Source organism: Polaromonas sp. P1_A2 (genome assembly GCF_056406895.1).
The window spans coordinates 599,405-620,773 of sequence record NZ_JBFTZI010000003.1; the positions used below are offsets into that span (position 1 = coordinate 599,405).

At 65.9% G+C, this 21,369-nt stretch carries 27 protein-coding genes; 21 read left to right on the forward strand and 6 right to left on the reverse strand.

Features of this window, described 5'->3' with window-relative positions; genetic code table 11:
* The first annotated feature begins 42 nt into the window (after positions 1–42).
* The 10 genes from panD to AC1D09_RS14855 all read left to right on the forward strand — a co-directional run bounded on the left by panD (position 43) and on the right by AC1D09_RS14855 (position 7,963).
* On the forward strand, positions 43–423 hold the full coding sequence (gene panD / locus AC1D09_RS14810; RefSeq protein WP_477661137.1) for an aspartate 1-decarboxylase: 381 nt from the start codon (positions 43–45) through the stop codon (positions 421–423).
* A 41-nt stretch (positions 424–464) separates the two neighbouring features.
* Positions 465–1,799, forward strand: coding sequence for an adenosylmethionine--8-amino-7-oxononanoate transaminase (locus AC1D09_RS14815; protein ID WP_477661136.1), 1,335 nt, complete (start codon positions 465–467; stop codon positions 1,797–1,799).
* A complete protein-coding gene (bioD, locus tag AC1D09_RS14820) occupies positions 1,792–2,481 on the forward strand; it encodes a dethiobiotin synthase (RefSeq protein WP_477661135.1) in 690 nt (229 codons plus the stop codon). The genes AC1D09_RS14815 and bioD overlap by 8 nt, the downstream gene beginning before the upstream one ends.
* 2 nt (positions 2,482–2,483) lie before the next feature.
* Complete coding sequence (gene bioF / locus AC1D09_RS14825; protein WP_477661134.1) at positions 2,484–3,680, forward strand: 8-amino-7-oxononanoate synthase; 1,197 nt, start codon at positions 2,484–2,486, stop codon at positions 3,678–3,680.
* Between the two features lie 55 nt (positions 3,681–3,735).
* Positions 3,736–4,755 carry a biotin synthase BioB gene (gene bioB / locus AC1D09_RS14830; protein WP_477701116.1) on the forward strand — a complete coding sequence of 340 codons (1,020 nt, stop codon included), beginning with the start codon at positions 3,736–3,738 and terminating at the stop codon, positions 4,753–4,755.
* A gap of 86 nt (positions 4,756–4,841) precedes the next feature.
* On the forward strand, positions 4,842–5,735 hold the full coding sequence (gene panB, locus AC1D09_RS14835) for a 3-methyl-2-oxobutanoate hydroxymethyltransferase (protein WP_477661132.1): 894 nt from the start codon (positions 4,842–4,844) through the stop codon (positions 5,733–5,735).
* Positions 5,736–5,771: 36 nt separating this feature from the next.
* Positions 5,772–6,620 (forward strand): pantoate--beta-alanine ligase, encoded by an 849-nt coding sequence (gene panC / locus AC1D09_RS14840; protein WP_477661131.1) that lies wholly within the window; start codon positions 5,772–5,774, stop codon positions 6,618–6,620.
* A 7-nt stretch (positions 6,621–6,627) separates the two neighbouring features.
* Complete coding sequence (locus tag AC1D09_RS14845) at positions 6,628–7,086, forward strand: GNAT family N-acetyltransferase (protein WP_477661130.1); 459 nt, start codon at positions 6,628–6,630, stop codon at positions 7,084–7,086.
* Positions 7,083–7,553, forward strand: a complete 471-nt coding sequence (locus tag AC1D09_RS14850) for an N-acetyltransferase family protein (protein WP_477661129.1) — start codon at positions 7,083–7,085, stop codon at positions 7,551–7,553. Before AC1D09_RS14845 ends, AC1D09_RS14850 begins: the two co-directional genes overlap by 4 nt.
* An 80-nt stretch (positions 7,554–7,633) precedes the next feature.
* On the forward strand, positions 7,634–7,963 hold the full coding sequence (locus AC1D09_RS14855) for a cupin domain-containing protein (RefSeq protein WP_477661128.1): 330 nt from the start codon (positions 7,634–7,636) through the stop codon (positions 7,961–7,963).
* Positions 7,964–7,987: 24 nt separating this feature from the next.
* Here AC1D09_RS14855 and AC1D09_RS14860 read toward each other — a convergent pair whose 3' ends face one another.
* The 4 genes from AC1D09_RS14860 to AC1D09_RS14875 all read right to left on the reverse strand — a co-directional run bounded on the left by AC1D09_RS14860 (position 7,988) and on the right by AC1D09_RS14875 (position 10,388).
* Entirely contained in the window at positions 7,988–8,998 is a 1,011-nt protein-coding gene (locus tag AC1D09_RS14860; protein ID WP_477661127.1) for an NAD(P)H-dependent glycerol-3-phosphate dehydrogenase, read from the reverse strand.
* 51 nt (positions 8,999–9,049) lie between these two features.
* A complete protein-coding gene (gene secB / locus AC1D09_RS14865) occupies positions 9,050–9,517 on the reverse strand; it encodes a protein-export chaperone SecB (RefSeq protein ID WP_074577983.1) in 468 nt (155 codons plus the stop codon).
* Positions 9,518–9,606: 89 nt separating this feature from the next.
* Positions 9,607–9,870, reverse strand: a complete 264-nt coding sequence (grxC, locus tag AC1D09_RS14870; protein ID WP_007867884.1) for a glutaredoxin 3 — start codon at positions 9,868–9,870, stop codon at positions 9,607–9,609.
* 107 nt (positions 9,871–9,977) lie between these two features.
* Complete coding sequence (locus AC1D09_RS14875) at positions 9,978–10,388, reverse strand: rhodanese-like domain-containing protein (RefSeq protein WP_477661126.1); 411 nt, start codon at positions 10,386–10,388, stop codon at positions 9,978–9,980.
* Positions 10,389–10,512: 124 nt separating this feature from the next.
* Here AC1D09_RS14875 and gpmA point away from each other — a divergent pair, with 124 nt between their 5' ends.
* The 3 genes from gpmA (at position 10,513) to AC1D09_RS14890 (ending at position 13,750) form a co-directional block, all read left to right on the forward strand.
* Positions 10,513–11,256, forward strand: a complete 744-nt coding sequence (gene gpmA, locus AC1D09_RS14880; protein WP_477661125.1) for a 2,3-diphosphoglycerate-dependent phosphoglycerate mutase — start codon at positions 10,513–10,515, stop codon at positions 11,254–11,256.
* A 184-nt stretch (positions 11,257–11,440) separates the two neighbouring features.
* Entirely contained in the window at positions 11,441–12,880 is a 1,440-nt protein-coding gene (locus AC1D09_RS14885) for a S41 family peptidase (RefSeq protein WP_477661124.1), read from the forward strand.
* A 114-nt stretch (positions 12,881–12,994) separates the two neighbouring features.
* On the forward strand, positions 12,995–13,750 hold the full coding sequence (locus AC1D09_RS14890) for a HesA/MoeB/ThiF family protein (protein WP_477661123.1): 756 nt from the start codon (positions 12,995–12,997) through the stop codon (positions 13,748–13,750).
* 4 nt (positions 13,751–13,754) lie between these two features.
* Here AC1D09_RS14890 and AC1D09_RS14895 read toward each other — a convergent pair whose 3' ends face one another.
* A complete protein-coding gene (locus AC1D09_RS14895; protein ID WP_477661122.1) occupies positions 13,755–15,764 on the reverse strand; it encodes an AsmA family protein in 2,010 nt (669 codons plus the stop codon).
* 412 nt (positions 15,765–16,176) lie between these two features.
* Between AC1D09_RS14895 and AC1D09_RS14900 the strand changes: the two genes are divergently transcribed.
* Positions 16,177–16,557: a response regulator gene (locus AC1D09_RS14900; RefSeq protein WP_074577977.1), complete on the forward strand. Its 381-nt coding sequence runs from the start codon at positions 16,177–16,179 to the stop codon at positions 16,555–16,557.
* Positions 16,558–16,559: 2 nt separating this feature from the next.
* On the opposite strand, the gene AC1D09_RS14905 is transcribed toward AC1D09_RS14900, so the two are convergent.
* Positions 16,560–17,192: a response regulator gene (locus AC1D09_RS14905; protein ID WP_007867910.1), complete on the reverse strand. Its 633-nt coding sequence runs from the start codon at positions 17,190–17,192 to the stop codon at positions 16,560–16,562.
* A gap of 129 nt (positions 17,193–17,321) precedes the next feature.
* On the opposite strand from AC1D09_RS14905, the gene AC1D09_RS14910 reads away from it, so the two are divergent.
* The 7 genes from AC1D09_RS14910 to AC1D09_RS14940 all read left to right on the forward strand — a co-directional run bounded on the left by AC1D09_RS14910 (position 17,322) and on the right by AC1D09_RS14940 (position 21,354).
* The gene (locus AC1D09_RS14910) at positions 17,322–18,662 is read left to right on the forward strand and encodes a sensor histidine kinase (RefSeq protein WP_477661121.1); all 1,341 of its coding nucleotides are present in this window, start codon (positions 17,322–17,324) and stop codon (positions 18,660–18,662) included.
* Between the two features lie 184 nt (positions 18,663–18,846).
* A complete protein-coding gene (locus AC1D09_RS14915) occupies positions 18,847–19,011 on the forward strand; it encodes a DUF1328 domain-containing protein (RefSeq protein ID WP_007867921.1) in 165 nt (54 codons plus the stop codon).
* 111 nt (positions 19,012–19,122) lie between these two features.
* Entirely contained in the window at positions 19,123–19,509 is a 387-nt protein-coding gene (locus tag AC1D09_RS14920; RefSeq protein WP_477661120.1) for a hypothetical protein, read from the forward strand.
* Positions 19,510–19,544: 35 nt separating this feature from the next.
* Positions 19,545–19,910 (forward strand): phage holin family protein, encoded by a 366-nt coding sequence (locus AC1D09_RS14925; protein ID WP_477661119.1) that lies wholly within the window; start codon positions 19,545–19,547, stop codon positions 19,908–19,910.
* A 22-nt stretch (positions 19,911–19,932) separates the two neighbouring features.
* The gene (locus tag AC1D09_RS14930) at positions 19,933–20,388 is read left to right on the forward strand and encodes a hypothetical protein (protein WP_477661118.1); all 456 of its coding nucleotides are present in this window, start codon (positions 19,933–19,935) and stop codon (positions 20,386–20,388) included.
* A complete protein-coding gene (locus AC1D09_RS14935; protein ID WP_477661117.1) occupies positions 20,385–20,945 on the forward strand; it encodes a ferritin-like domain-containing protein in 561 nt (186 codons plus the stop codon). The genes AC1D09_RS14930 and AC1D09_RS14935 overlap by 4 nt, the downstream gene beginning before the upstream one ends.
* Before the next feature lie 94 nt (positions 20,946–21,039).
* Complete coding sequence (locus AC1D09_RS14940; RefSeq protein ID WP_074577971.1) at positions 21,040–21,354, forward strand: BON domain-containing protein; 315 nt, start codon at positions 21,040–21,042, stop codon at positions 21,352–21,354.
* Positions 21,355–21,369 lie beyond the last annotated feature (15 nt).

Consider the following 21,369-nt stretch of genomic DNA (forward strand, 5'->3'; position numbering starts at 1 on the left):
AACGCCTTCCCCTTGCCCCCATTTTCATCCACGCCCATCACCATGTTCAGAACCCTGCTTAAATCGAAAATCCACCGCGCCGCGGTGACGCACTGCGAACTCAACTACGAGGGCTCCTGCGCCATCGACGAAGACCTGCTGGACGCCGCCAACCTGGCCGAGAACGAGCAGGTGCATATCTGGAACATCAACAACGGCGAGCGCTTCATCACCTATGCGATACGCGCCGAACGCGGCAGCCGCATCATCTCGGTCAACGGCTCGGCCGCGCGCCGCGCCGCCGTGGGCGACCTGGTCATCATCGCCGCCTTCGCGCAGGTGCACGAAGACCACGTCGCGGGCTTCCGCCCCAAGCTGGTGTTCGTGAACCCCGACAACCGCATCAAGGAAGAGCGCTCCACCATCCCGGTGCAGCAGCCCTGAGCCGTTTCAGGCCTTTCCCCGCCTCCTTCACACAAGGCTCCATGGACAACGCAGCGATGATCCGGCGCAGCCTGCGCCACGTGTGGCACCCCTGCACGCAGATGAAGCTGCATGAGGCCCAGCCGCCCGTGCCCATCGCGCGTGCCGAAGGCGTCTGGCTTTACGACTTTGAAGGCAGGCGCTACCTGGACGGCGTGAGCTCCTGGTGGGTCAACCTGTTCGGCCACGGCCATCCGCACATCAAGGCGGCGCTGCGGGATCAGCTCGACACGCTGGACCACGTCATGCTGGCCGGCTTTACCCACCAGCCCGTCGTGGAACTCTCCGAACGCCTGGGCGCGCTGACCGGCCTGGGCCATGCCTTTTACGGCAGCGACGGCGCCAGCGCCACCGAGATCGCGCTCAAGATGAGTGCGCACTACTGGCGCAACAGCGGCCGGCCCGAAAAAAGCCACTTCATTGGTCTCGCCGGCGGCTACCACGGCGAAACCGTGGGCGCGCTGGCGGTGACCGACATCGCACTCTTTCGCGAAGCCTATGCGCCGCTGGTGCGCCTGGCCGCCACCGTGCCCAGCCCCGACGCGCGCGGCGCCCAGGCCGGCGAAAGCCCGGCGGACACGGCGCGCCGCGCCGCCGCGGGACTGCAGGCCTGGCTAGAACAGCATCATGCGCAAACCGCCGCGCTCATCGTCGAGCCCCTGGTGCAGTGCGCCGCCGGCATGGCCATGCACGACGCGGCCTACCTGCAGGAAGCGCGCGCGCTGTGCGACCGCTATCAGGTGCATTTGATCGCCGACGAGATCGCCACCGGCTTCGGCCGCACCGGCACCATGTTCGCCCACCAGCAGGCCGGCATACGGCCGGACTTCATCTGCCTCTCGAAAGGGCTGACCGGCGGCACGCTGCCGCTGTCGGCCGTGCTGGCCACCGACGCGGTCTACGAGGCCTTTTACGACGACGAGGTGGCGCGCGGTTTTTTGCATTCACATTCCTATACCGGCAACCCGCTGGCCTGCCGCGCGGCGCTGGCCACGCTGGAGCTGTTTGAGCAGACCGATGCCCTTGCGCGCAACACCGAAACAGCCCGGCTGCTGGATGCGGCCTTCGCGCCCCTCACGCAGCACCGCGCCGTTCGGAACGCGCGCCGGCTGGGCATGATCTGGGCCTGGGATGTGGAGCCCGGCAGCCTTCCCCATTTCGCGCGCCGCTACACGCAGCACGCCATGGCCAACGGCGTGCTGCTGCGCCCCATAGGCCAGACAATTTACGCCATGCCGCCCTACGTGATGGATGCGGAATCCGCCCAGCACCTGGCGCGCGGCGCGCTGGCGGCGCTGGAGGCCACGCTGGCCGAGGAAGGCGGCGCCCATGGCTGAGGCCACACGCAAGCTCTCGCTGTTTGTGACCGGCACCGACACCGGTGTGGGCAAGACCCTGGCCAGCGCCGGGCTGCTGCATGCGCTGGCGCGCCACCATGTGCGCGTGATCGGCATGAAGCCGGTGGCGGCGGGCACCGTCCAGGTCGATGGCGAAGATGTCAATGAGGACGTGCTTGCGCTGCGCGCCGCCTCCAATTACCGCGTGCCGCCCGATCTCGACAACCCGGTGCTGCTGCCCGACCCGGTGTCGCCGCACATCGCGGCGGCGCGCGCCAATACACGGATTGACATCGCCCACTTGGTGGCCTGCCAGCGCCGCCTCGCGCAGTTGGCCGACGCCGTGGTGGTGGAAGGCGCGGGCGGTTTCCTGGTGCCGCTGTCGGACAGCGAAACCGGCGCCGACCTGGCCCAGGCCCTGGACCTGCCGGTGCTGCTGGTGGTGGGCCTGCGCCTGGGCTGCCTGAACCATGCGCTGCTCAGTGCCGAGGCGATACGCGCGCGCGGCCTCACGCTGGCCGGCTGGGTGGCCAACCACGTTGATGCCGGCATGCTGGCACAAGAGGACAACATCGCCTTCCTGCGGAAAAAACTGCAGGCGCCGCTGCTGGCCACCATCCCCTACCAGGCCGCGCCCGACCCGCGCGCCATCCACTTTGAGCTCCCCTCCACATGGCAATGACAATGACCGCTTCCTGGCTTGATGAATTCCCGGCGCGCCTGGCCGAACTGGATGATGCCCACCTGCGCCGCCAGCGCCGCGCGGTGCGGCCCGAAAGCGGCGCGCGCCTGGCGGTGGACGGCCGGAGCATGCTGGCTTTTTGCAGCAACGACTACCTGGGCCTGGCCACGCACCCGGTCCTGGTGCAGGCCGCCTGCGAAGGCGCGCAAACGTATGGCGTGGGGGCCGGCGCCTCACCGCTGGTCAGCGGCCACAGCGAGGCCAACGCGGCGCTGGAGCGTGAACTCGCCGCCTTTGTGGGCCTGCCGCGCGCGCTGTATTTTTATGCGGGCTACGCCACCAATATCGGCATCGTGCCGGCCCTGGTGGGTGCCGGCGACGCGATTTTTTCGGATGCACTCAACCACGCCTGCCTGATAGACGGCGCGCGGCTGTCGCGCGCGCAGATACACCGCTACGCCCATGCCGACCTCAACGCGCTAGAAAACGAACTCGCGCGCAGCGAGGCGCCGCGCAAGCTGGTGATCAGCGACGCCGTCTTCAGCATGGACGGCGACAGCGCCGACATCCCCGCGCTGCTGGCGCTGTGCGAACGCCACGACGCCCTGCTGCTGCTGGACGACGCCCATGGCTTCGGCGTGCTGGGGCCGCAGGGCCGCGGCAGCCTGGCCGCGGCCGGCCTGTCTGGCGCGCAGGCCTCGCGCCGCGTGCTCTACATGGCCACGCTGGGCAAGGCCGCCGGCGTGGCCGGCGCCTTTGTGGCGGGCGACGAGGCGCTGGTCGAATGGCTGCTGCAAAAAACCCGCAGCTATATTTTTGCCACCGCCGCGCCCGCGCTGCTGGCCAGTGCGTTACGCGCCAGCCTGATGGTCATTGAGCAGGACGAGTGGCGGCGTGCGCACCTGCAGCGCCTGATCGCGCGCCTGCGCAGCGGCCTGGCAACAGGCCTTGAGGGCAGCGGCTGGCAGCTATCCGCCTCGCAGACCGCCATCCAGCCGCTGCTGATAGGCGCCAACGACCAGGCCCTGGCCGTGATGGAAGGCCTGCGCGCGCGCGGCATCTGGGTGCCGGCGATACGCCCGCCCACCGTGCCCGAAGGCACGGCGAGACTGCGCATCGCGCTGTCAGTCGCGCACAGCGAAGCCGACGTCGACCAGCTGCTTGTGGCCCTGGCCGCGCTGGCCAGGCAGGCCGCTTAATCACTCCAAAATCTCTTCAGCTAGACTCCAAAACCATCCCCTGGAAGGAAGAACCATGTCCCACGTTGCAGAACAAACCGTTACCTTGCACCGCCCCCGGCCCAAGGCTGAGCCGGCCCCCGCCAGTGACCAGCGATGGAGCGTGGACGCCATCGAGGCGCTGTTCAACCTGCCCTTCCCGGAATTGATGCACCGCGCGCAAACCGTGCACCGTGAAAACTTCGACCCCACGCGCGTCGAGTTCGCCACCCTGCTGTCGGTCAAGACCGGCGGCTGCGCTGAAGACTGCGGCTATTGCCCGCAGGCCGCCCGCTACGACACCGGTGTGGAAGCCAGCAAGCTCATGGAGCCGGCCGAAGTGCTGGCCGCCGCGCAGCGGGCCCAGGCGGCGGGCGCCACGCGCTTTTGCATGGGCGCGGCCTGGCGCTCGCCCAAGGACCGCGACATCGAAAAAGTCGCCGAACTGGTGCGCACGGTGAAGGCGCTGGGCCTGGAAACCTGCGCCACCCTGGGCATGCTGGAAGACGGCCATGCGCAGACCCTGCAAAGCGCGGGCCTGGACTACTACAACCACAACCTGGACAGCGCGCCCGATTTTTACGGCGACATCATCACCACGCGCGACTACCAGGACCGCCTGGACACGCTGGCACGGGTGCGCAGCGCGGGCGTCAAGGTCTGCTGCGGCGGCATTGTCGGCATGGGCGAGACGCGCCGCCAGCGCGCCGGCCTGGTGGCCGAACTCGCCAACCTCACGCCCTACCCGGAGTCGGTGCCCATCAACAACCTGGTGAAGGTCGAAGGCACGCCGCTGGCGAACCAGGCCGACCTGGACCCGTTTGAGTTCGTGCGCACGATTGCCGTGGCGCGCATCACCATGCCGACCGCGCGCGTGCGCCTGTCGGCCGGCCGCCAGCAAATGGGCGACGGCGTGCAGGCCCTGTGTTTCCTGGCCGGCGCCAATTCGATCTTCTACGGCGACAAGCTGCTGACCACCGGCAACCCCGACACCGAGGCCGACGTGAAGCTGCTGGAGCGCCTGGGCATGAGCCGATCCGCGCCTGAAACACGCTAACCGCACGCCTTGTCTGGGTTCTCTAATCCGTGGCCCCAAAAGCACGGTGAAGCTGGTTAGACTCTCGCTAAATTCCGGATGCACCCATGACATCTCCTGCCAATACCTCGGTCACGCCCTACGGCACGCTGCCGCCCTCCTCCACGCCCTCAACGCGCAAGCCGATCAGCCTGCCGCGCCTGCGCGAGATGCAGGCGCATGGCGAAAAAATCACCATGCTGACCGCCTACGACGCGACCTTCGCGGCCGTGGCCGACGCGGCGGGTGTGGAATGCATACTGGTGGGCGATTCGCTGGGCATGGTCTGCCAGGGCCTGACCAGCACCGTCGGCGTGACGCTGGAAACCATGCGCCACCACACCGAATGTGTGGCCAACGGCCTGCGCCGTTCGCAGGCCACGGCCTGGCTGATCGGCGACCTGCCCTTCGGCAGCTACCACGAATCGAAAGAGCAGGCGCTGCGCAGCGCCGTGGTGCTGATGCAGGCCGGCGCCCACATGGTCAAGCTCGAGGGCGGCGGCTGGACGGCCGAGACCGTGCGCTTCCTGGTCGAGCGCGGCATTCCCGTCTGCGCCCACCTGGGCCTCACACCGCAGACCGTGCATGCCCTGGGCGGTTACCGCGTGCAAGGCAAGGGCGAGGAAGCCGCCGCCACGCTCAAGCGCCAGGCCCACGAGCTGCAGGACGCCGGCGCCGCGATGATGGTGCTGGAGATGGTGCCCGCGGCCCTGTCGGCCGAACTGACAAAAGAGCTGACGCACTGCGCCACCATAGGCATAGGCGCGGGCAGCGGCACGGCCGGCCAGGTGCTGGTGCTGCACGACATGCTGGGCATGAACCTGGGCAAGATGCCGAAGTTCGTGCGCAACTTCATGGAAGGCGCCGACAACAAGACCGCCAGCGTGCGCGGCGCCATGGAAGCCTATGTGCGCGCCGTCAAGGACGGCAGTTTTCCGGTGAACGCCACCCACGCCTGGTGAGCCCCTCGTCCTTGCGCCCCCCTTTCTGGAGACATGATGCAGATCGTCCACACCATCCCCGAACTGCGCGAGGCCCTGAGCCCCTACAAGCGCCCGGCCTTTGTGCCCACCATGGGCAACCTGCACGACGGCCACATCGCGCTCGTCAGGCAGGCCAAGCCGCTGGGCGACGTGAGCGTCTCCAGCATCTTCGTGAACCGCCTGCAGTTCGCCCCGCATGAGGATTTCGACAGCTACCCGCGCACCCTGGACGCCGACGCCGAACGCCTGAAAGCCGCCGGCTGCAACGTGCTGTTCGCGCCGCTCGAAAAACACCTGTACCCCGAGCCGCAGACCTACAAGGTGCACCCGGCCACGGACTTGAGCGACATCCTGGAAGGCCACTTCCGGCCCGGCTTTTTCATCGGTGTCAGCACCGTGGTGCTCAAGCTGTTTTCCTGCGTGTTCGCGGGCATGCCCACGGGCGTGGCGGCTTTCGGCAAGAAGGACTACCAGCAGGTCATGGTGGTGCGCCGCATGGTGCAGCAGTTCGCGCTGCCCATCGAAATCCTGGCCGGCGAAACCCAGCGCGCCGAGGACGGCCTGGCGCTGTCCTCGCGCAACGGCTACCTGAGTGCGGCCGAACGCGCCGAGGCCGTGGAGCTGTCCAAGGCCATACGCGCGCTGGGCGAAGCCGCCCGCGCCGCCGGCACGCCCGACCTGCCCGCGCTGGAGGCCCAGGCCATGCAGGCGCTGGCGCGCCGCGGCTGGAAACCCGACTACCTCACCGTGCGCCGCCGCGCCGACCTGCTGGCGCCGCAAGGCCCGCTGGCCGGTGAGCAGCTGGTGGTGCTGGGTGCCGCCAAGCTGGGCAGCACGCGGCTGATCGACAACCTCGAAATCTAGGCCGTCGATGCAGATCAAACCCATAGACCCGCTGTCGCCCGAAGCGCAAGCGCTGATCGCGCAATCCGACGCCTATATGGCGGCGCTCTACCCGGCCGAAAGCAACCACCTGGAAAGCGCGCAGGCGCTGCGCCGGCCCCATGTGCTGTTTGTGGGCGCCCACCTCGACGGCGCGCTGGTGGGCTGCGGCGCGGTCAAGACGCTGGACGACGACGGGACCTACGGCGAAATCAAGCGCGTCTTTGTGCTGGATGCGCACCGCGGCAAGGGACTGTCCAAAGCCATCATGCAGACACTGGAATCCCACCTCAAGGCCGGCGGCGTGGGCCTGGCCCGGCTGGAAACCGGCATCCACCAGCCCGAAGCGCTGGGCCTTTATGCCAAGCTCGGTTATGTGGCGCGGGAACCGTTTGGCGCCTATGCGCCCGACCCCCTGAGCGTTTTTATGGAAAAGCCGCTGACGTGAGCGGGGTCTCTATTCGCCTGGCCGCTTTGCCAGACCTGGCGGCGGTGGCCGCGTTGTTTGACGCCTACCGGCAGTTTTACGAACAGCCCGCCGATGCTGGGCTGGCGCTGCACTTCATAGGCGAGCGCATGCGCAGGCAGGAATCGGTGATCCTGGTCGCGCAAGCCGCGGGCACCCTCGTGGGTTTCTGCCAGCTCTACCCCAGTTTCTGCTCGGTGATCGCCCAGCCGATCTGCACGCTTTACGACCTCTATGTGGCGCCCCAAGCGCGCCAGACCGGCGCCGGCCGCGCGCTGATGCAGGCGGCCCATGCGCACGCGCAGCAAAACGGCTTCGCGCGGCTGGACCTCAGCACCGCCAGGACCAACCACAAGGCGCAGGCCTTGTATGAATCCCTGGGCTGGGTGCGCGACGAGGTCTTTCTGTACTACAACAAGGCAATTCCCGGGACGGTTGTGCCGGCCTGATCAGGTCAAACGCGCGGACGGGCAAGGCCCGCCTTGGGGTATAAAGTTCCACAGTCCCCCACGTTCCCAGGAGTTCCGCCATGGCCATTCCCCACGCCGCATCCGGGCAGCTCGTTGACGTCCAGCCGCTGGCGGGCAAGCTCTCCGAGGGCCGCACCGTCGCGCTGTTCAAGAGCGAGGAGCTGGAGGTCATGCGCCTTATCGTGCCGGCCGGCAAGAGCGTGCCTTCGCACCAGGTCAAGGGCGAGATCACCGTACAGTGCCTGGAAGGCGAGGTGGCTTTCACCGCGAACGGCCAGACCCAGCCCATGAAAGCCGGCCAGTTGCTCTGGCTGGCCGGCGGCGTGCCGCATGGGCTCACGGCGGTGCGGGACTCGTCGCTGCTGGTGACGCTGCATTTACGCAAGTAGCGCGCCCCGGCGCGACGCGGGAATTCAGGCCAGCTCGGCCGTAGGCCCGCGGCCCATCAGCATCGCCACCGCCTCGGCGGGCTGGAGCTTGCCATCCAGCAAAGCCACCACGCTCTGGGCGATCGGCATCTCCACGCCCAGGCCGGCGGCGCGCTGCACCACGGTGCGGGCGCAGTACACGCCTTCGGCGACATGGCCCAGCGAGGCTACTGCCTGCGCCAGGGTCTGGCCCTGGGCCAGCAGCAGGCCGACCTTGCGGTTGCGGCTCAAATCGCCGGTGGCCGTGAGCACCAGGTCGCCCAGGCCCGACAGGCCGGTAAAGGTTTCGGCGCGCGCGCCCAGGGACACGCCCAGGCGTGTCATTTCGGCCAGGCCTCGCGTGATGAGGGCCGCGCGGGCGTTGAGGCCCAGCTGCAGGCCGTCACACAGGCCGGTGGCGATGGCCAGCACGTTCTTGACGGCGCCGCCCACTTCCACGCCCACAACGTCGTCATTGGCGTAAACGCGCAGCGTGGCACCGTGGAAGGCGGCGACCAGCGCGTCGCGCACCTCGGCATGTTCGCTGGCCGCAACCAGCGCCGTCGGCTGGCCGCGCGCGACTTCGAGCGCAAAGCTGGGGCCGCTGAGCACGCCGGCCCTTAAACCGGGGGCGGCCTGCGCGCGTATTTCGTGGACCATCAGCCCAAAGGGCGAAGCCGCCGCCTCTACCGGTGCTTCAAAGCCCTTGCTAAGCCAGGCCACGGGCGCGCCGGCATCCCGCAGGCTGTGCAGCATGCCGCGGGCGGCCGACACCGGCGTCGCGAGGATGATGAGGTCTTGCCCGGCCAGGGCCTGGGACAGCGGCGCGTCGCCGCCCTGCAACGCCAGGGCAGGCGGCAAGGCGATGCCGGGCAGGTAACGGGCATTGACGCGCCCGGACCGCAGGCCGGCAAGCTGGGCGGCATCGCGCGCCCACAGGGTGACCTGGTGGCGCGAGGCGCTGCTAACGGCCAGCGCCGTGCCCCAGGCGCCCGCGCCTATGACCAGTATTTTCATGAGGGTGTCACGCGGACATCATGAGGCGGCCGGGAGCATCCCGGCGGGCCCTCAGACGATGATCTGGGACGGGGCCGGCGTGGCCGCAGCGGCTTCCGCCTGCTGCTGCTCGTACATGGCCTGGAAGTTGATTTCGGCCATGTGCACGGGCGGGAAACCGCCGCGCTGGATCACGTCGGCCACGTTGCCGCGCAGGTAGGGGTAAACGATTTGCGGGCAGGCGATGCCCAGGATGGCGCCCAGCTGTTCGGGCGGCACGTTGCGGATTTCAAAGATGCCGGCCTGCTTGGCCTCCACCAGGAACACCGTCTTGTCGGCGATCTTGGTCTGCACGGTGGCCGTCACGGCGACTTCGAACAGGCCTTCGGCGATAGGGGTGGCACCCACGCCCAGCTGGATGTCCACGCTGGGCTGTTCCTGGTTCAGCAGGATTTCGGGGGAGTTGGGCTGCTCCAGCGACACGTCCTTGAGGTAAACGCGCTGGATCTGGAATACGGGGTCAAGATTGGCTTCAGCCATGGTGTTCTTTCGGGTGCTGGGAGGGAATCGATGCGCCGGCGGGCCGGCGGCCAGCGCGCATTATCTCAGGCAATTCCTGCCTCAAAAATTCAGGCTGGATTATTCAAGAGAGGCATCAGGCCGCCGCGGCCGTCGAGAGCCATCAGGTCGTCACAGCCGCCCACATGGGTCTCGCCGATGAAAATCTGCGGCACCGTGCGCCGGCCGGTGATGTCCATCATCTTCTGGCGTTCGCCGGGCACCATGTCGACGCGGATTTCATCGAGTTCGGTGACGCCGCGCTGTTTGAGCAGCTGTTTGGCCTGGATGCAGTAAGGGCAGGTGCCGGTGGTATAGATCTTGACGGTTTGCATGGTGTCTCCGGATCGCGCCGGCGGGGGCGCGGCGCGGGAAAAGTGGATGAATCAGGACTTGCCGGGTAAGGCAGGTTTCATGCCTGCTTTGCCCGGCCCAGCCCCGTTCAGGCCTTTTCCAGCGGAAGGTTAGCCTCTTTCCAGGCTTTGAGCCCGCCGCCCAGCGATTGGGCTTGCTCGTAACCGAGCTTTTTGGCCACGGCGACGGCACGGCCGGCGCGCGCGCCGGTGGCGCACACCAGGATCAGGGGCAGGCCTTTGTTCTTGACCGCCAGGGGCAATTTCTCTTCCAGTTCGCTGAAAGGCACGTTTTTGGCGCCTGTGACGTGACCGGCGGCAAATTCATCGGCTTCGCTGACATCCACGACCACCGCCTTTTCGCGGTTGATCAGCTGCACCGCGCCGCTGGCGGTCAGCGCGCCAGCGTTCATCGCGCCGGAAATCATGGGCCAAACCAGCATGCCGCCCGAGGCGAGTGCTATCGAAATCAGCATCCAGTTATCGATCAGAAATTTCACGGTAAACCCTTTGTGTATTTTTCAGCTAACCCGTGATTTTAGAATGGAGGGAGAAAGCGCCCCGCCGGGCAGCCTCCCAATTCCCTTTATTTCCCCTTTTTTCCACTCCCCACCCTTCCTGACCATGTACAAACTCGTACTCATACGCCACGGCGAATCGACCTGGAACCTTGAAAACCGCTTTACCGGCTGGACCGACGTGGACCTCACGGCAACCGGCATCGAACAGGCCAAAAACGCCGGCAGGCTGCTCAAAAGCGAGGGCTACGAGTTCGACCTGGCCTACACCAGCGTGCTCAAGCGGGCGACCCGCACGCTCTGGCACACGCTGGACGAAATGGACCGCACCTGGCTGCCCGTGGTGCACAGCTGGCGCCTCAACGAGCGGCACTATGGCGCCCTGCAGGGGCTGAACAAGGCCGAAACCGCGAAAAAATTCGGTGACGAGCAGGTGCTGGTCTGGCGCCGCAGCTACGACACCCCGCCGCCGCCGCTGGAGGCGAACGACCCGCGCGGCGAACGCGATGACCCGCGCTACGCCAGGCTGCAGCCCGGCCAGGTGCCGCTGACCGAATGCCTCAAGGACACCGTGGAGCGCGTGCTGCCCTTCTGGAATGAGTCCATGGCGCCCGCCATCAAGGCCGGCAAGCGCATCGTGGTCGCGGCGCACGGCAATTCCATACGCGCGCTGGTGAAATACCTGGACAACATCTCCGACAGCGACATCGTGGGGCTCAACATCCCCAATGGCATTCCGCTGGTCTATGAGCTGGACGCCGGGCTCAAACCCCTGCGCCACTACTACCTGGGCGACAGCGAGGCCGCGGCCAGGGCCGCCGCTGCGGTGGGCGCTCAGGGAAAAGCCTGATCCCGCGCAAGGGCTTAGCCGCCCGGATTTTGTAAAAGTCCTGTAAATAGCCGCCCGTTTCGCTTCTTTTTTCGCGCCGCGCCTTGACTAGGGGGGAACCGGGGGCCCCGGCCTTTCTCCAAGGTGTATATTGCTTCCCACGGGGGGAACAAGGGTTTCCCAACGGCTTACGAAGGTATTTTTTATGGGTCAAAAGCTCAAGATAGCAGGCTGGATTTCAATCGGCGCCGTGGCGGGGGCTCTCACCACGGTACAGCTGCAGGCGGTGGCCCGCGCGGGCATCGCCCCCCTGCCACTCGAGGAGCTGCAGCAGCTGGCCGCGGTTTTCGGCATGGTCAAGAGCGATTACGTCGAGCCGGTGGACGAGAAAAAGCTCATCACCGACGCCATCTCCGGCATGGTGGGCAGCCTGGACCCGCACTCGGTCTACTTCGACAAGAAGTCCTACAAGGAATTCCGCGAAGGCACGACGGGCCGCTTTGTCGGTGTCGGCATCGAAATCAGCCAGGAAGACGGCCTGGTCAAGGTGGTCTCGCCCATCGAAGGCTCACCCGCCGACCGCGCCGGCCTCAAGCCCAACGACCTGATCACCCGCATCGACGACACCGCCGTCAAGGGCCTGACGCTCAATGAAGCCGTCAAGAAGATGCGCGGCGAGCCCAAGACCAAGGTGTTGCTGACGATCTTCCGCAAGGACGAAAACCGCACCTTCCCGGTCACCATCACGCGCGAGGAAATCCGCACCCAGTCGGTTCGCAGCAAGGTGGTGGAGCCCGGTTATGCCTGGGTACGCCTGAGCCAGTTCCAGGAGCGCACGGTCGAGGACTTCGTGACCAAGCTCGAGCAGATCTACAAGCAGGAACCCAACCTCAAGGGCCTGGTGCTCGATTTGCGCAACGACCCGGGCGGCCTGCTGGACGCTGCCGTCGCCGTGTCGGCCGTTTTCCTGCCTGACAACGTCACCGTGGTGTCGACCAACGGCCAGCTCGCCGAAAGCAAGTTCACCTACAAGGCCTCGCCCGAGTTCTACCAGCGCCGCAACGGCGCCGACCCGCTCAAGCGCCTGCCCGCGGCCCTCAAGAACGTGCCGCTCGTGGTGCTGGTCAATGAAGGCTCGGCCTCGGCCAGCGAAATCGTCGCCGGTGCGCTGCAGGACTACAAGCGCGCCACCATCATGGGCACGCAGACCTTCGGCAAGGGCTCGGTGCAAACCGTGCGGCCGCTGGGCCCTGACACGGGCCTGAAGCTCACCACGGCGCGCTACTACACCCCCAGCGGCAAATCCATCCAGGCACGCGGCATCGTGCCCGACGTGATGGTGGACGAAACCGCCGAAGGCAGCCCGTTTGCCGCCCTGCGCACCCGCGAAGCCGACCTGGAGAAACACCTCAACAGCGGCCAGGGCGCCGAGGTCAAGGATGCCAACCGCGAAAAAGCCCGTGAGATAGCACTCAAACGCCTCGAGGAAGAAGCCAAGAAGACGCCGGAGCAGCGCCGCCCGCCCGAACTGGGCAGCGACAAGGACTTCCAGCTGGCCCAGGCGATCAACCAGCTCAAGGGCCGTCCCGTGCTGGTCAGCAAGACCGCCGTGGTGGAACCCAAGAACGAGAAAAAGGAAAACTGAGGCCGTGACGGGATAGCGCCGGGATCACCGGCCTTTCCCGGTCTTCCAGGCTGCTTTCCCGCGCCCCTGTTCCACCGAGGCCGCCCTCCCCCTGCGGCGGACTCCTTTCTTTCCATGAACGACGACCAGCTGCTTCGTTATTCCCGGCACATCCTGCTCGACGACATCGGCATCGAAGGCCAGGACAAGCTCCTGAAGGCGCATGTGCTGATCGTCGGGGCCGGCGGCCTGGGCTCGCCGGTCGCGCTTTACCTGGGCAGCGCCGGCGTCGGCCACATCACCATCGCCGACCATGACCGCGTCGAGGCCACCAACCTGCAGCGGCAAGTCGCCCACACCCTGGGCCGCATCGGCCAATTCAAGGCCGAATCCGCCCGGCAGGCCATCGCGGCGATCAATCCCGACGTGACGGTCACGCCCGTCACGCAGCGGGCCGAGGGCGCGTTGCTGGATGACCTGGTAGCCCAGGCCGACCTGGTGCTCGACTGCACCGACAACTTCGCGACCCGCCACGCGATCAACCGCGCCTGCGTGAGACACCGCAAGCCGCTGGTTTCAGGCGCGGCCATCCGCTTTGACGGCCAGGTCGCGGTGTTCGACACGCGCAATGCGCGGTCGCCCTGCTATGCCTGCGTGTTCCCCGAATCGGAGCTGATGGAAGAAGCCTTGTGCGCCACCATGGGCGTGTTCGCGCCGCTGGTCGGCATCATCGGCAGCACGCAGGCGGCCGAAGCCCTGAAGCTGATATGCGGCGTGGGCGAGGCGCTCACCGGGCGCCTGTTGATGCTGGACGGCAGGCGCATGGAGTGGAGCGAGATGAAACTGACGCGCAATACCGCTTGCGCGGTCTGCGGCGGCCTTCACCGCTGATCTTTTATTTGACGGCGGCCGCCGGAATGCGCGAGCCGGCGCTCGATGCGGCGGCCTGTTTCAGGATTGCCGCGCAGTTTTCGTCCTGGCCCGGCCCGGTTTCTATGGTGGCGGCCAGGGCCAGCAAAGGATTGATCACACCCAGCGCGAGCGCGATGCCGGCCCGCCCGACCAGCGCGCCCTTGTCGGGACCGGCCGACGGGGCCGCGAAAGTGCCGCCGATTTTCAAGGGCGACCGCAAGCTCAGGATGCTGTGGTCCTTGGGAGCCGGCTCCAGGACCAGGTCCAGGGTTTCATCGGCCAGGCTGATGTTGCCGTGTCCGTTGATCACCGTGTCGGAAGTGTCCAGCACGATGGTTTTGCTGCTCATCAGCCCCTGCTTGACCTCAAAGGCGACAGCCGCGCAGCGCAGCTGCACATTGCGGTCGCCGCGCACCAGGAACTTGATGATCTCGCCGCCATCCAGGCCCATGAATTCGAGCAGGATGTTGCTGATCTCGCCTTTGCCCATCAGGACGGCCACATCACCGGAAGACGTGCCCAGCATCTGCGCCAGCGAATTGCCGCGCCCCTTCAAGTCGAACTGGCCGCTGATTTTGCCCAGGCTGCTTTTGGTGGTTTGCACCGCGGGGAAAAGCTGGTTGAGTTGCACACCACGCAGGTCCAGCCGCGCCGCAAAAAGCGCCGGTACCTCATTCGAATCTATGCGTATGCCGCCGGCCACCGTGCCGCCCGCGATGCCCAGCGATATAGGCTCGAGTTGCAGGACGCCGCCCGTCAGCTTGACGTGCACGCTGCCCTTGTCCAGCGGCAGCACCTGCACGTGCCGGATGTCGGCTGCGGAATACACGACGTCGGCATTCATGGCTTTAAGCCGGGTAATGTCCAGTGTCGCGACGGGCAAAACTTTGCGCGAGGCGTTGCCCGTTTTGCCTGTCTTGACCGGCGCGGGCTCGGCCTTGGCGGTCACGGCATTGGTGGGAGTGGGCCCTGCCGGCGGGGCCAGCCCGATCACCGGCGCCAGGTCAGCGAAGTCCAGCAGTTTTGACTGCACCTTGCCGGTCAGCAAGGGCACCGGCGCGGAGGGGTCAAAACTGAGCGCGCCGCTGAGGTCCGAGCTGCCCAGGCGGCCCTGAATCTGGCTGGCGGCCCAGACCTTGCCGTGCTTGGCGAGTTTGCCGCGCAATTTGTAAGGCGGCGTGGACGGCAGCACCACGCCCAGCAGCTTGTAGAGTTCCTCGAGGTTGCGGCCCTGCAGGTCAAAGCTGGCATCCACCCCGGCAAGGTCCGCGAGGTTGGCGATGCTGCCCTTGGCCTTCAGGCTGGTCTTGCCGGCCACCGCATTGACCTCGATGGGAAAAGGCGCTTCAAGGTCCTTGCTCAGCTGCAGCACGCCGCCGGTGCGCCCATTGGCGCTGAAGGCTTCGTTTTGCCATTTGCCTGTCGCCTTGTAGCTGAGAGGCAGCTGGCCGGTGCTTTCCTGGGCGAGTGAAAAATCCACGTGGATGTTGGCGCCCTGCGCCGCCGCCCGGTAGTCCACGCTGCCGCCGTCGATCAGCAAGGCATCGATGCGCGGAATGGCCCCCTCATCGGAGGTGTCGCGCGCAAGCGCCCAGGTCCGGCGCCCATCGGGCTCCATCTGCAGCCCTATTTCCGGTGCCGTCAGCGCGATGCGCGGCAACACGACCTTGCCCAGCAACAGCGGCAGCAGCCTGATGTCGAATTCGGCCGCCTCCGCCTTGACCAGGTAAGGTTTGCTGGCCCACTCGGGGTTGGCAAACTCCACACCGTCGGCCCTGACCGTGACGGTGCGCCCCAGGTGCACCGACAGATGCCGGGTGATTTCAAAGCGCCGTCCCAACTGGTCGGAAATATGGCGGTTGATGGGGCCGCGCAGCATATCCCATGGGAAAAACACCAGTACCAGCACCAGGGCCAGCAGCACGGCGGCGATACCGGCAAGCCACCGTCGCCAGAGAACCGGCGCGGACTGGGGTGTGTTCATGGATGGCATGGAAGATCAGGCCCGCGTCAAGAAAGCGCAAGGCACCAGGTTGGCCGCGCAATGGCCGGGAAGGCGCTGGAAGCACTGGCTAGCATGCATGTGTCTCCCTGCGTTATGGCGTCATGCTTGCGCCTGCAAGGGCGCGGGGCTCCGTTTAGCCCTGCATTCCACTATCGGCCGGATCGCCGCATCGGGCAGTCGGCAGGCACCATGACACACTGTGGGCATGTGCCTACAGCCCGCGTAGTGTGGCTGCGGCGCACATGCAATGCAGCCGTAGGCGGCCTCCTACAAGTGCTGGCCTTGGCCGCTGGCAGAATGGGCCTGGGTTGAAGATACATTAGGAAACAAGAGACATTCGCATTTTTGGGACTTTCGTAATACTTCGAAAGCCACGCGGCCTCCCACCTGGACCTGAGCAGTGAGACTGAAAACGTACATCGTAGAAGACAATCCGACCATTCGCGAAAATCTGATCGGAACGCTGGAGGAGTTGGCACGCATTGATGCCGTGGGAACCGCAGAAACCGAAAACGAAGGCAAGGCCTGGCTGGCGGAAAACAGCGAGGACTGGGACCTGGCGATTGTTGACCTGTTTCTCAAACAAGGAAGCGGGCTGGGCGTGCTGGCCGCCTGCAGGGACCGCCCTTCACGGCAGAAAGTCGTAGTCCTGAGCAACTATGCCACCGCCGACATCCGCCAGCGCTGCACGCAACTCGGCGTCGACGCGGTGTTCGACAAATCCAACGAGATCGACGCCCTGGTGGACTATTGCATCCAGCAGAGCGCCGCCGCCGATTGAACTCAATCAATCAGCTTGTTCTTGAGCGCGTAGTAGGTCAGGTCGCTATTCGAGGAAAGGCTCATCTTTTCCATCACGCGGGTGCGGTAGGTGCTCACCGTTTTCACGCTCAGCGACAGCGCCTTGGCAATGTCGCCCGCCGTCTCGCCCTTGGCCAGTTTCAGGAAAACCTGGAACTCCCGCTCGGACAACTGCTCGTGCGAAGCCACGTCGTTGGGCCGGTTCAGTTGCTGCGCCAGCAGCTCCGCCACCGCCGGGGTGATGTAGCGCTTGCCCAGCGAGATCACGCGGATCGCGTCGACAATCTCGGAAGGGTCGCACTCCTTGTTGAGGTAGCCGCTGGCGCCCTGGCGGATCAGGTTGACGGCATAGTGCTCCTCGGGGTAGCCGCTGAGAATGAGAATGCCGACATCGGGCGCCTTCGCGCGGATCATGGCCAGCGCGTCGATGCCGCTTTGGCCCGGCATGGACAAATCCATGACGAGGATGTCGAGTTCGACATTGCGAACCAGGTCAATGGCCTCGCGGCCGCTGCCGGCCTCGCCGACGACGCGCAAGTCGACCTGGTCCGAGAAAAACTGCTTGAGCCCCGAACGCACAATGGCGTGGTCGTCCACAATTCCGATTTTGATCATGTCGCTGTCTTCCTATAAAGCTGCAAGCCGGCAACGCCGTGAAAAGAGAAGCCTTGAACTGGCGCCTGCTTTAATTTTCAGCACCCATTATTGACGAATTCTTCACCGAAGTACCAAACGGAGTTTGCCGTGAAAGCATTTGCGATACCCAGAATGGCCATCAGCCTGCCTTTGGCGGTGCTGGCCGCCGCCTTCCTCATCTTCATCAATGAGGCGAGTTTCCGCAAGTCTACCGAAGCGGCGGCCAGCATTGAAGAGGCGCAGCAGACCCGCGGCGCCATCAACAAGCTGCTGCAGCACATGCTGGACGCGGAAACCGGCCAGCGGGGCTACCTGCTGACGGGCGACGCGCGCTACCTGGAGCCCTACAACGCCGCGCTGGCCGACATCGACCACAACCTGGACACGCTGCGCCAGCTGTTCACGCCTTATCGGGAGCAGCTCGCGGAGTTCGGCCAGATGTCGCGGCACGTTTCCCGCAAGCTGGCCGAAATGGACCTGAGCGTTCGCATGCGCAAGGAGGGCAATGAGGATGCCTGGAAGTTCGTGCTGACCACGGACGTCGGCAAGGAGCACATGGAGGCCATCCGCGAGCAGTCCGCCAGGCTGGCTGCCAGCAGCGTCAGCAAAATGGAGCAGGGGCAGGACCAGATCCGGCGCTCGCTGCAGCTGTCGCGCATCGGGGTGGCCACCGTGGCGCTGGCGGGTTTGCTGGCCTTCTACATGTACCTGCTGCAGACCAAGGCCTTGCTGGCTTCCGGCCGGCGCGAGCAGGAATCCCTGCAGCGCGAGCGGGACTTCCTCGAGGTGCAGGTGCGTGAGCGCACCGCCAACCTGGCCGAGCTGGCCACCCACCTGCAGAATGTGCGCGAGGACGAACGCGGCCACCTGGCGCGCGAACTGCACGACGAGCTGGGCGCGCTGCTGACCGCGGCCAAACTCGACGTGGCGCGTTTGAAGTCGCGCCTGGCGGGCAGCATGCCGGAAGCGGTGGAGAGGCTCACGCACCTGACCAACACGCTCAACAGCGGCATCGCGCTCAAGCGGCGCATCGTGGAAGACCTGCGCCCGTCCTCGCTGTCGCACCTGGGCCTGGTGGCCTCGCTGGAAATCCTGGGGCGCGAGTTCGAGGAACGCTCGGGCCTGACCATCACCACCGACCTGGAGCCCGTCGAAATCGGCGGCTCCGCGCAACTGACCGTCTACCGCCTGGTGCAGGAGTCGCTGACCAACATCGGCAAATACGCGGAAGCCAAGCAGGCCGAGATCAGCCTGCATAACTTCGACAGCTACATCACCGTCGAGGTCAAGGACGACGGCAAGGGTTTCAAGGTCGGCAGCGTGGGCGCGGGCAGCCATGGGCTGGCCGGCATGCGGCACCGCGTGGAAGCCGCGGGCGGCCGCCTCACGGTCACCAGCGCCGAGGGCGAGGGCACGCGCATTTCCGCCGTGCTGCCGAAGACGCGCTGAGATGCGCGTGCGCCTCGCGAGCGGCGTAACAAAATGTCGGCCCCCTCCTACAGGGCGTGGCCATTCGAACTGACACAGGCACACGTCCGCAGCCGATGAGGCCATCCCGGGACGCTCTCTAAGCTTGGCTCAAGGCCGCTTCAATCGAAGCAAGGGCCATCCACCCCGGAGCAAGGAGCCTCAGATGTTGCACTATTCCGTCGTTTTTCTCGTGATCGCGCTGATCGCCGCCGTGTTCGGTTTCGGCGGCATCGCGGCCGGCGCCGTCGAGATCGCCAAGATCCTGTTCTTCATTTTTGCCGTGATGGCCGTCGTGAGTTTTGTCATCAGCCTGTTGCGCAAGAACTGACGGCCTCGCGTTTCTCCGAAGGCCTCCCGCATGAGCCGCGTCACCCGGTGACCCGGCTTTTGTTTTCCCCTCTTCTTTTCAACGCTTCCCCTCAACCCACCAAGGACCGCCATGACCCCCCAGACCGCCGCCAACACCGCACGCCAAGCCTCCGATGAACTGCTGCAGACCGCCGAGAAAGCCGTGGGCAGCACCCGCAGCTATGCCAACGAAGCCCTCGACAAAGCAGAAAGCAAGGTGCGCGACCTGCGGGGCAGCGTCGACCCCGTGGTCGACATGCTGGCCTCCAAGGCCCAGCACCTGGCACGCCAGAGCCTGGACATCGCAGCCGAAGCCAAGGACCGCGCACAGCGCTCACTGTCCAACGCCGCGGGCGCAACCTCGCGCTATGTCGCCGACCAGCCCCTGCGCTCGGTGCTGATCGCCGCGGCGGTAGGCGCGGGCGTCGCGCTGCTGATTTCCTCGGCACGCCACCACCGCCAGCAGAACCGCTACTGAGCCACCGCGACACAGGCCAACACAAGCACCCCGCCATGCTCCATCCCCTTTTCTCCACCATCGTGCAGCGGCCCGACCTGGTCGTGGACCACTTGTCGGCCTATGCGGCGCTGTTCCAGGAAGAAGCTTCCGAGGCCGGCTCCGAATTGCTGGCGCGTGCCGTGGCTTGGGCGGTGGCCGTCGTGGCGGCCGCCGTCTTCCTGGGCCTGGCGGGCACGGCCGTGATGCTGGGGATGCTGCATAACCAGTTTCACTGGGCACTGGTGGTGGTGCCGGGCATTGCGCTGGCCATCCTGGCCATTGCCATGCTGCGGGCGCGCAAGCCTCTTTCCTCGGAGCGCTTTCCCGAACTGAAGGCGCAGATCGACAGTGACGCCAATGCCTTGCGCATGGCCGCCTGAACAGCGCCACCCAGACCACACCATGACCGCTCTCTCCCAACTCACCCAGCCCACGCCGCAGGAAAGGCTGGCCAGCAGCCGCAAGGCCATCGTCAGGCATATGAACCGCGACAAGCTGTCCCATGATGAGCAGGAACAGTCCGCGCGGCATGGTGAAGAAGGCCCGCAGCATGCCGAGGGCGGAACCTGGAGCTTCATCAAGCACGCGCTGGGCGCCTGGTGGCAGCACCACCCCGTGAGCGCCGCGTTCAGCCTGGCGCGGCCGGTCCTGGACCAATACGCCAGGGAAAAACCGCTGCAGCTGCTGGGCATCGCCGCCGTGGCGGGCGCCGCGGCCGTGGCCTTCAAGCCCTGGCGGCTGGTGTCCCTGGGCAGTGTGCTGCTGGCCACGCTCAAGTCGTCGGAGATCTCCGGCGCCCTGCTGTCCATGCTTTCCCACCCGGCGCAGGACAACGAACAGACACAGAGGACACCATGAACACCCCCGCCATTTCCAAACGCCCCACCGCAACCTCCGGCGAACTGGTGCTTGACGAAACCGGCCTGGACGCGGCCCGCAAGAGCCTGGCCGACGGCGCCATCACACCGGCCTACGGGCCGCACCGCGATGCCATCGTCAAGCTGCTCAACGACGCGTTGGCCACCGAGCTGGTCTGCGTGCTGCGCTACAAACGCCACTATTTCATGGCCAGCGGCCTGTCCTCACCCGCCATCGCGGATGAATTCCTGGTGCACGCGAACGAAGAATCCGGGCATGCGGACCGCATCGCCCGGCGCATCGTGCAACTGGGCGGCGAGCCTGATTTTTCGCCCGGCACGCTGCAGCAGCGCAGCCATGCCGACTACGACGAGTCGAACGACCTCAAGACCATGGTGCGCGTCAACCTGGTCGCCGAGCGCATCGCGGTGGAGACCTACCGCCAGATGATCGCGCTGATCGGCGACAAGGACCCGACGACGCGGCGCATGCTCGAGGACGTTCTTGCCGACGAGGAAGAACATGCCGACGAGCTCAAGGACTGGCTCGAAAAATAAACGATGACCGCAGGCCTGTGGGCGTGGTGCCGTCCACAGGCAGGCTTTTTCAACCTTGCACCAAAACCATGAAACCAACACAAGAGGAAACAATATGAAATACGCTCGCGCAATTGCATTCGCCGCCCTGGCAGGCATCACCATCATTGGCAGCGGCTGCGCTGTCGGGCGTGGCCAGGAAACTGCCGGCGCCTATGTCGACGATGCCGCCATCACGACGTCCGTGAAGGCGAAATTCGTCGAGGACAAAACCGTGGCGGCATCCTCCATCAAGGTGGAAACGCTCAACGGCACCGTCCAGCTGTCCGGCTTCGCCAAATCCGCCGCGGAAAAAGCCCAGGCTGAAAACATCGCCCGCAACGTGAAGAACGTCAAGGCCGTTCGCAACGACATCGTCGTTCGCCCGTAAACGGGTAGCCCCTAT

What these genes read in the sequence shown, in the direction of transcription:
- AC1D09_RS14855 (WP_477661128.1), top strand. Translation starts at nt 7,634, where the DNA reads ATGGCCATTCCCCACGCCGCATCCGGGCAGCTCGTTGACGTCCAGCCG.
- bioB (WP_477701116.1), top strand. Translation starts at nt 3,736, where the DNA reads ATGTCCCACGTTGCAGAACAAACCGTTACCTTGCACCGCCCCCGGCCC.
- AC1D09_RS14920 (WP_477661120.1), top strand. Translation starts at nt 19,123, where the DNA reads ATGACCCCCCAGACCGCCGCCAACACCGCACGCCAAGCCTCCGATGAA.
- AC1D09_RS14905 (WP_007867910.1), bottom strand. Translation starts at nt 17,192, where the DNA reads ATGATCAAAATCGGAATTGTGGACGACCACGCCATTGTGCGTTCGGGG.
- AC1D09_RS14925 (WP_477661119.1), top strand. Translation starts at nt 19,545, where the DNA reads ATGCTCCATCCCCTTTTCTCCACCATCGTGCAGCGGCCCGACCTGGTC.
- AC1D09_RS14940 (WP_074577971.1), top strand. Translation starts at nt 21,040, where the DNA reads ATGAAATACGCTCGCGCAATTGCATTCGCCGCCCTGGCAGGCATCACC.
- AC1D09_RS14890 (WP_477661123.1), top strand. Translation starts at nt 12,995, where the DNA reads ATGAACGACGACCAGCTGCTTCGTTATTCCCGGCACATCCTGCTCGAC.
- AC1D09_RS14930 (WP_477661118.1), top strand. Translation starts at nt 19,933, where the DNA reads ATGACCGCTCTCTCCCAACTCACCCAGCCCACGCCGCAGGAAAGGCTG.
- bioF (WP_477661134.1), top strand. Translation starts at nt 2,484, where the DNA reads ATGACCGCTTCCTGGCTTGATGAATTCCCGGCGCGCCTGGCCGAACTG.
- AC1D09_RS14935 (WP_477661117.1), top strand. Translation starts at nt 20,385, where the DNA reads ATGAACACCCCCGCCATTTCCAAACGCCCCACCGCAACCTCCGGCGAA.
- grxC (WP_007867884.1), bottom strand. Translation starts at nt 9,870, where the DNA reads ATGCAAACCGTCAAGATCTATACCACCGGCACCTGCCCTTACTGCATC.
- AC1D09_RS14860 (WP_477661127.1), bottom strand. Translation starts at nt 8,998, where the DNA reads ATGAAAATACTGGTCATAGGCGCGGGCGCCTGGGGCACGGCGCTGGCC.
- bioD (WP_477661135.1), top strand. Translation starts at nt 1,792, where the DNA reads ATGGCTGAGGCCACACGCAAGCTCTCGCTGTTTGTGACCGGCACCGAC.
- AC1D09_RS14845 (WP_477661130.1), top strand. Translation starts at nt 6,628, where the DNA reads ATGCAGATCAAACCCATAGACCCGCTGTCGCCCGAAGCGCAAGCGCTG.
- panD (WP_477661137.1), top strand. Translation starts at nt 43, where the DNA reads ATGTTCAGAACCCTGCTTAAATCGAAAATCCACCGCGCCGCGGTGACG.
- secB (WP_074577983.1), bottom strand. Translation starts at nt 9,517, where the DNA reads ATGGCTGAAGCCAATCTTGACCCCGTATTCCAGATCCAGCGCGTTTAC.
- gpmA (WP_477661125.1), top strand. Translation starts at nt 10,513, where the DNA reads ATGTACAAACTCGTACTCATACGCCACGGCGAATCGACCTGGAACCTT.
- AC1D09_RS14895 (WP_477661122.1), bottom strand. Translation starts at nt 15,764, where the DNA reads ATGCCATCCATGAACACACCCCAGTCCGCGCCGGTTCTCTGGCGACGG.
- panB (WP_477661132.1), top strand. Translation starts at nt 4,842, where the DNA reads ATGACATCTCCTGCCAATACCTCGGTCACGCCCTACGGCACGCTGCCG.
- panC (WP_477661131.1), top strand. Translation starts at nt 5,772, where the DNA reads ATGCAGATCGTCCACACCATCCCCGAACTGCGCGAGGCCCTGAGCCCC.
- AC1D09_RS14915 (WP_007867921.1), top strand. Translation starts at nt 18,847, where the DNA reads ATGTTGCACTATTCCGTCGTTTTTCTCGTGATCGCGCTGATCGCCGCC.
- AC1D09_RS14815 (WP_477661136.1), top strand. Translation starts at nt 465, where the DNA reads ATGGACAACGCAGCGATGATCCGGCGCAGCCTGCGCCACGTGTGGCAC.
- AC1D09_RS14885 (WP_477661124.1), top strand. Translation starts at nt 11,441, where the DNA reads ATGGGTCAAAAGCTCAAGATAGCAGGCTGGATTTCAATCGGCGCCGTG.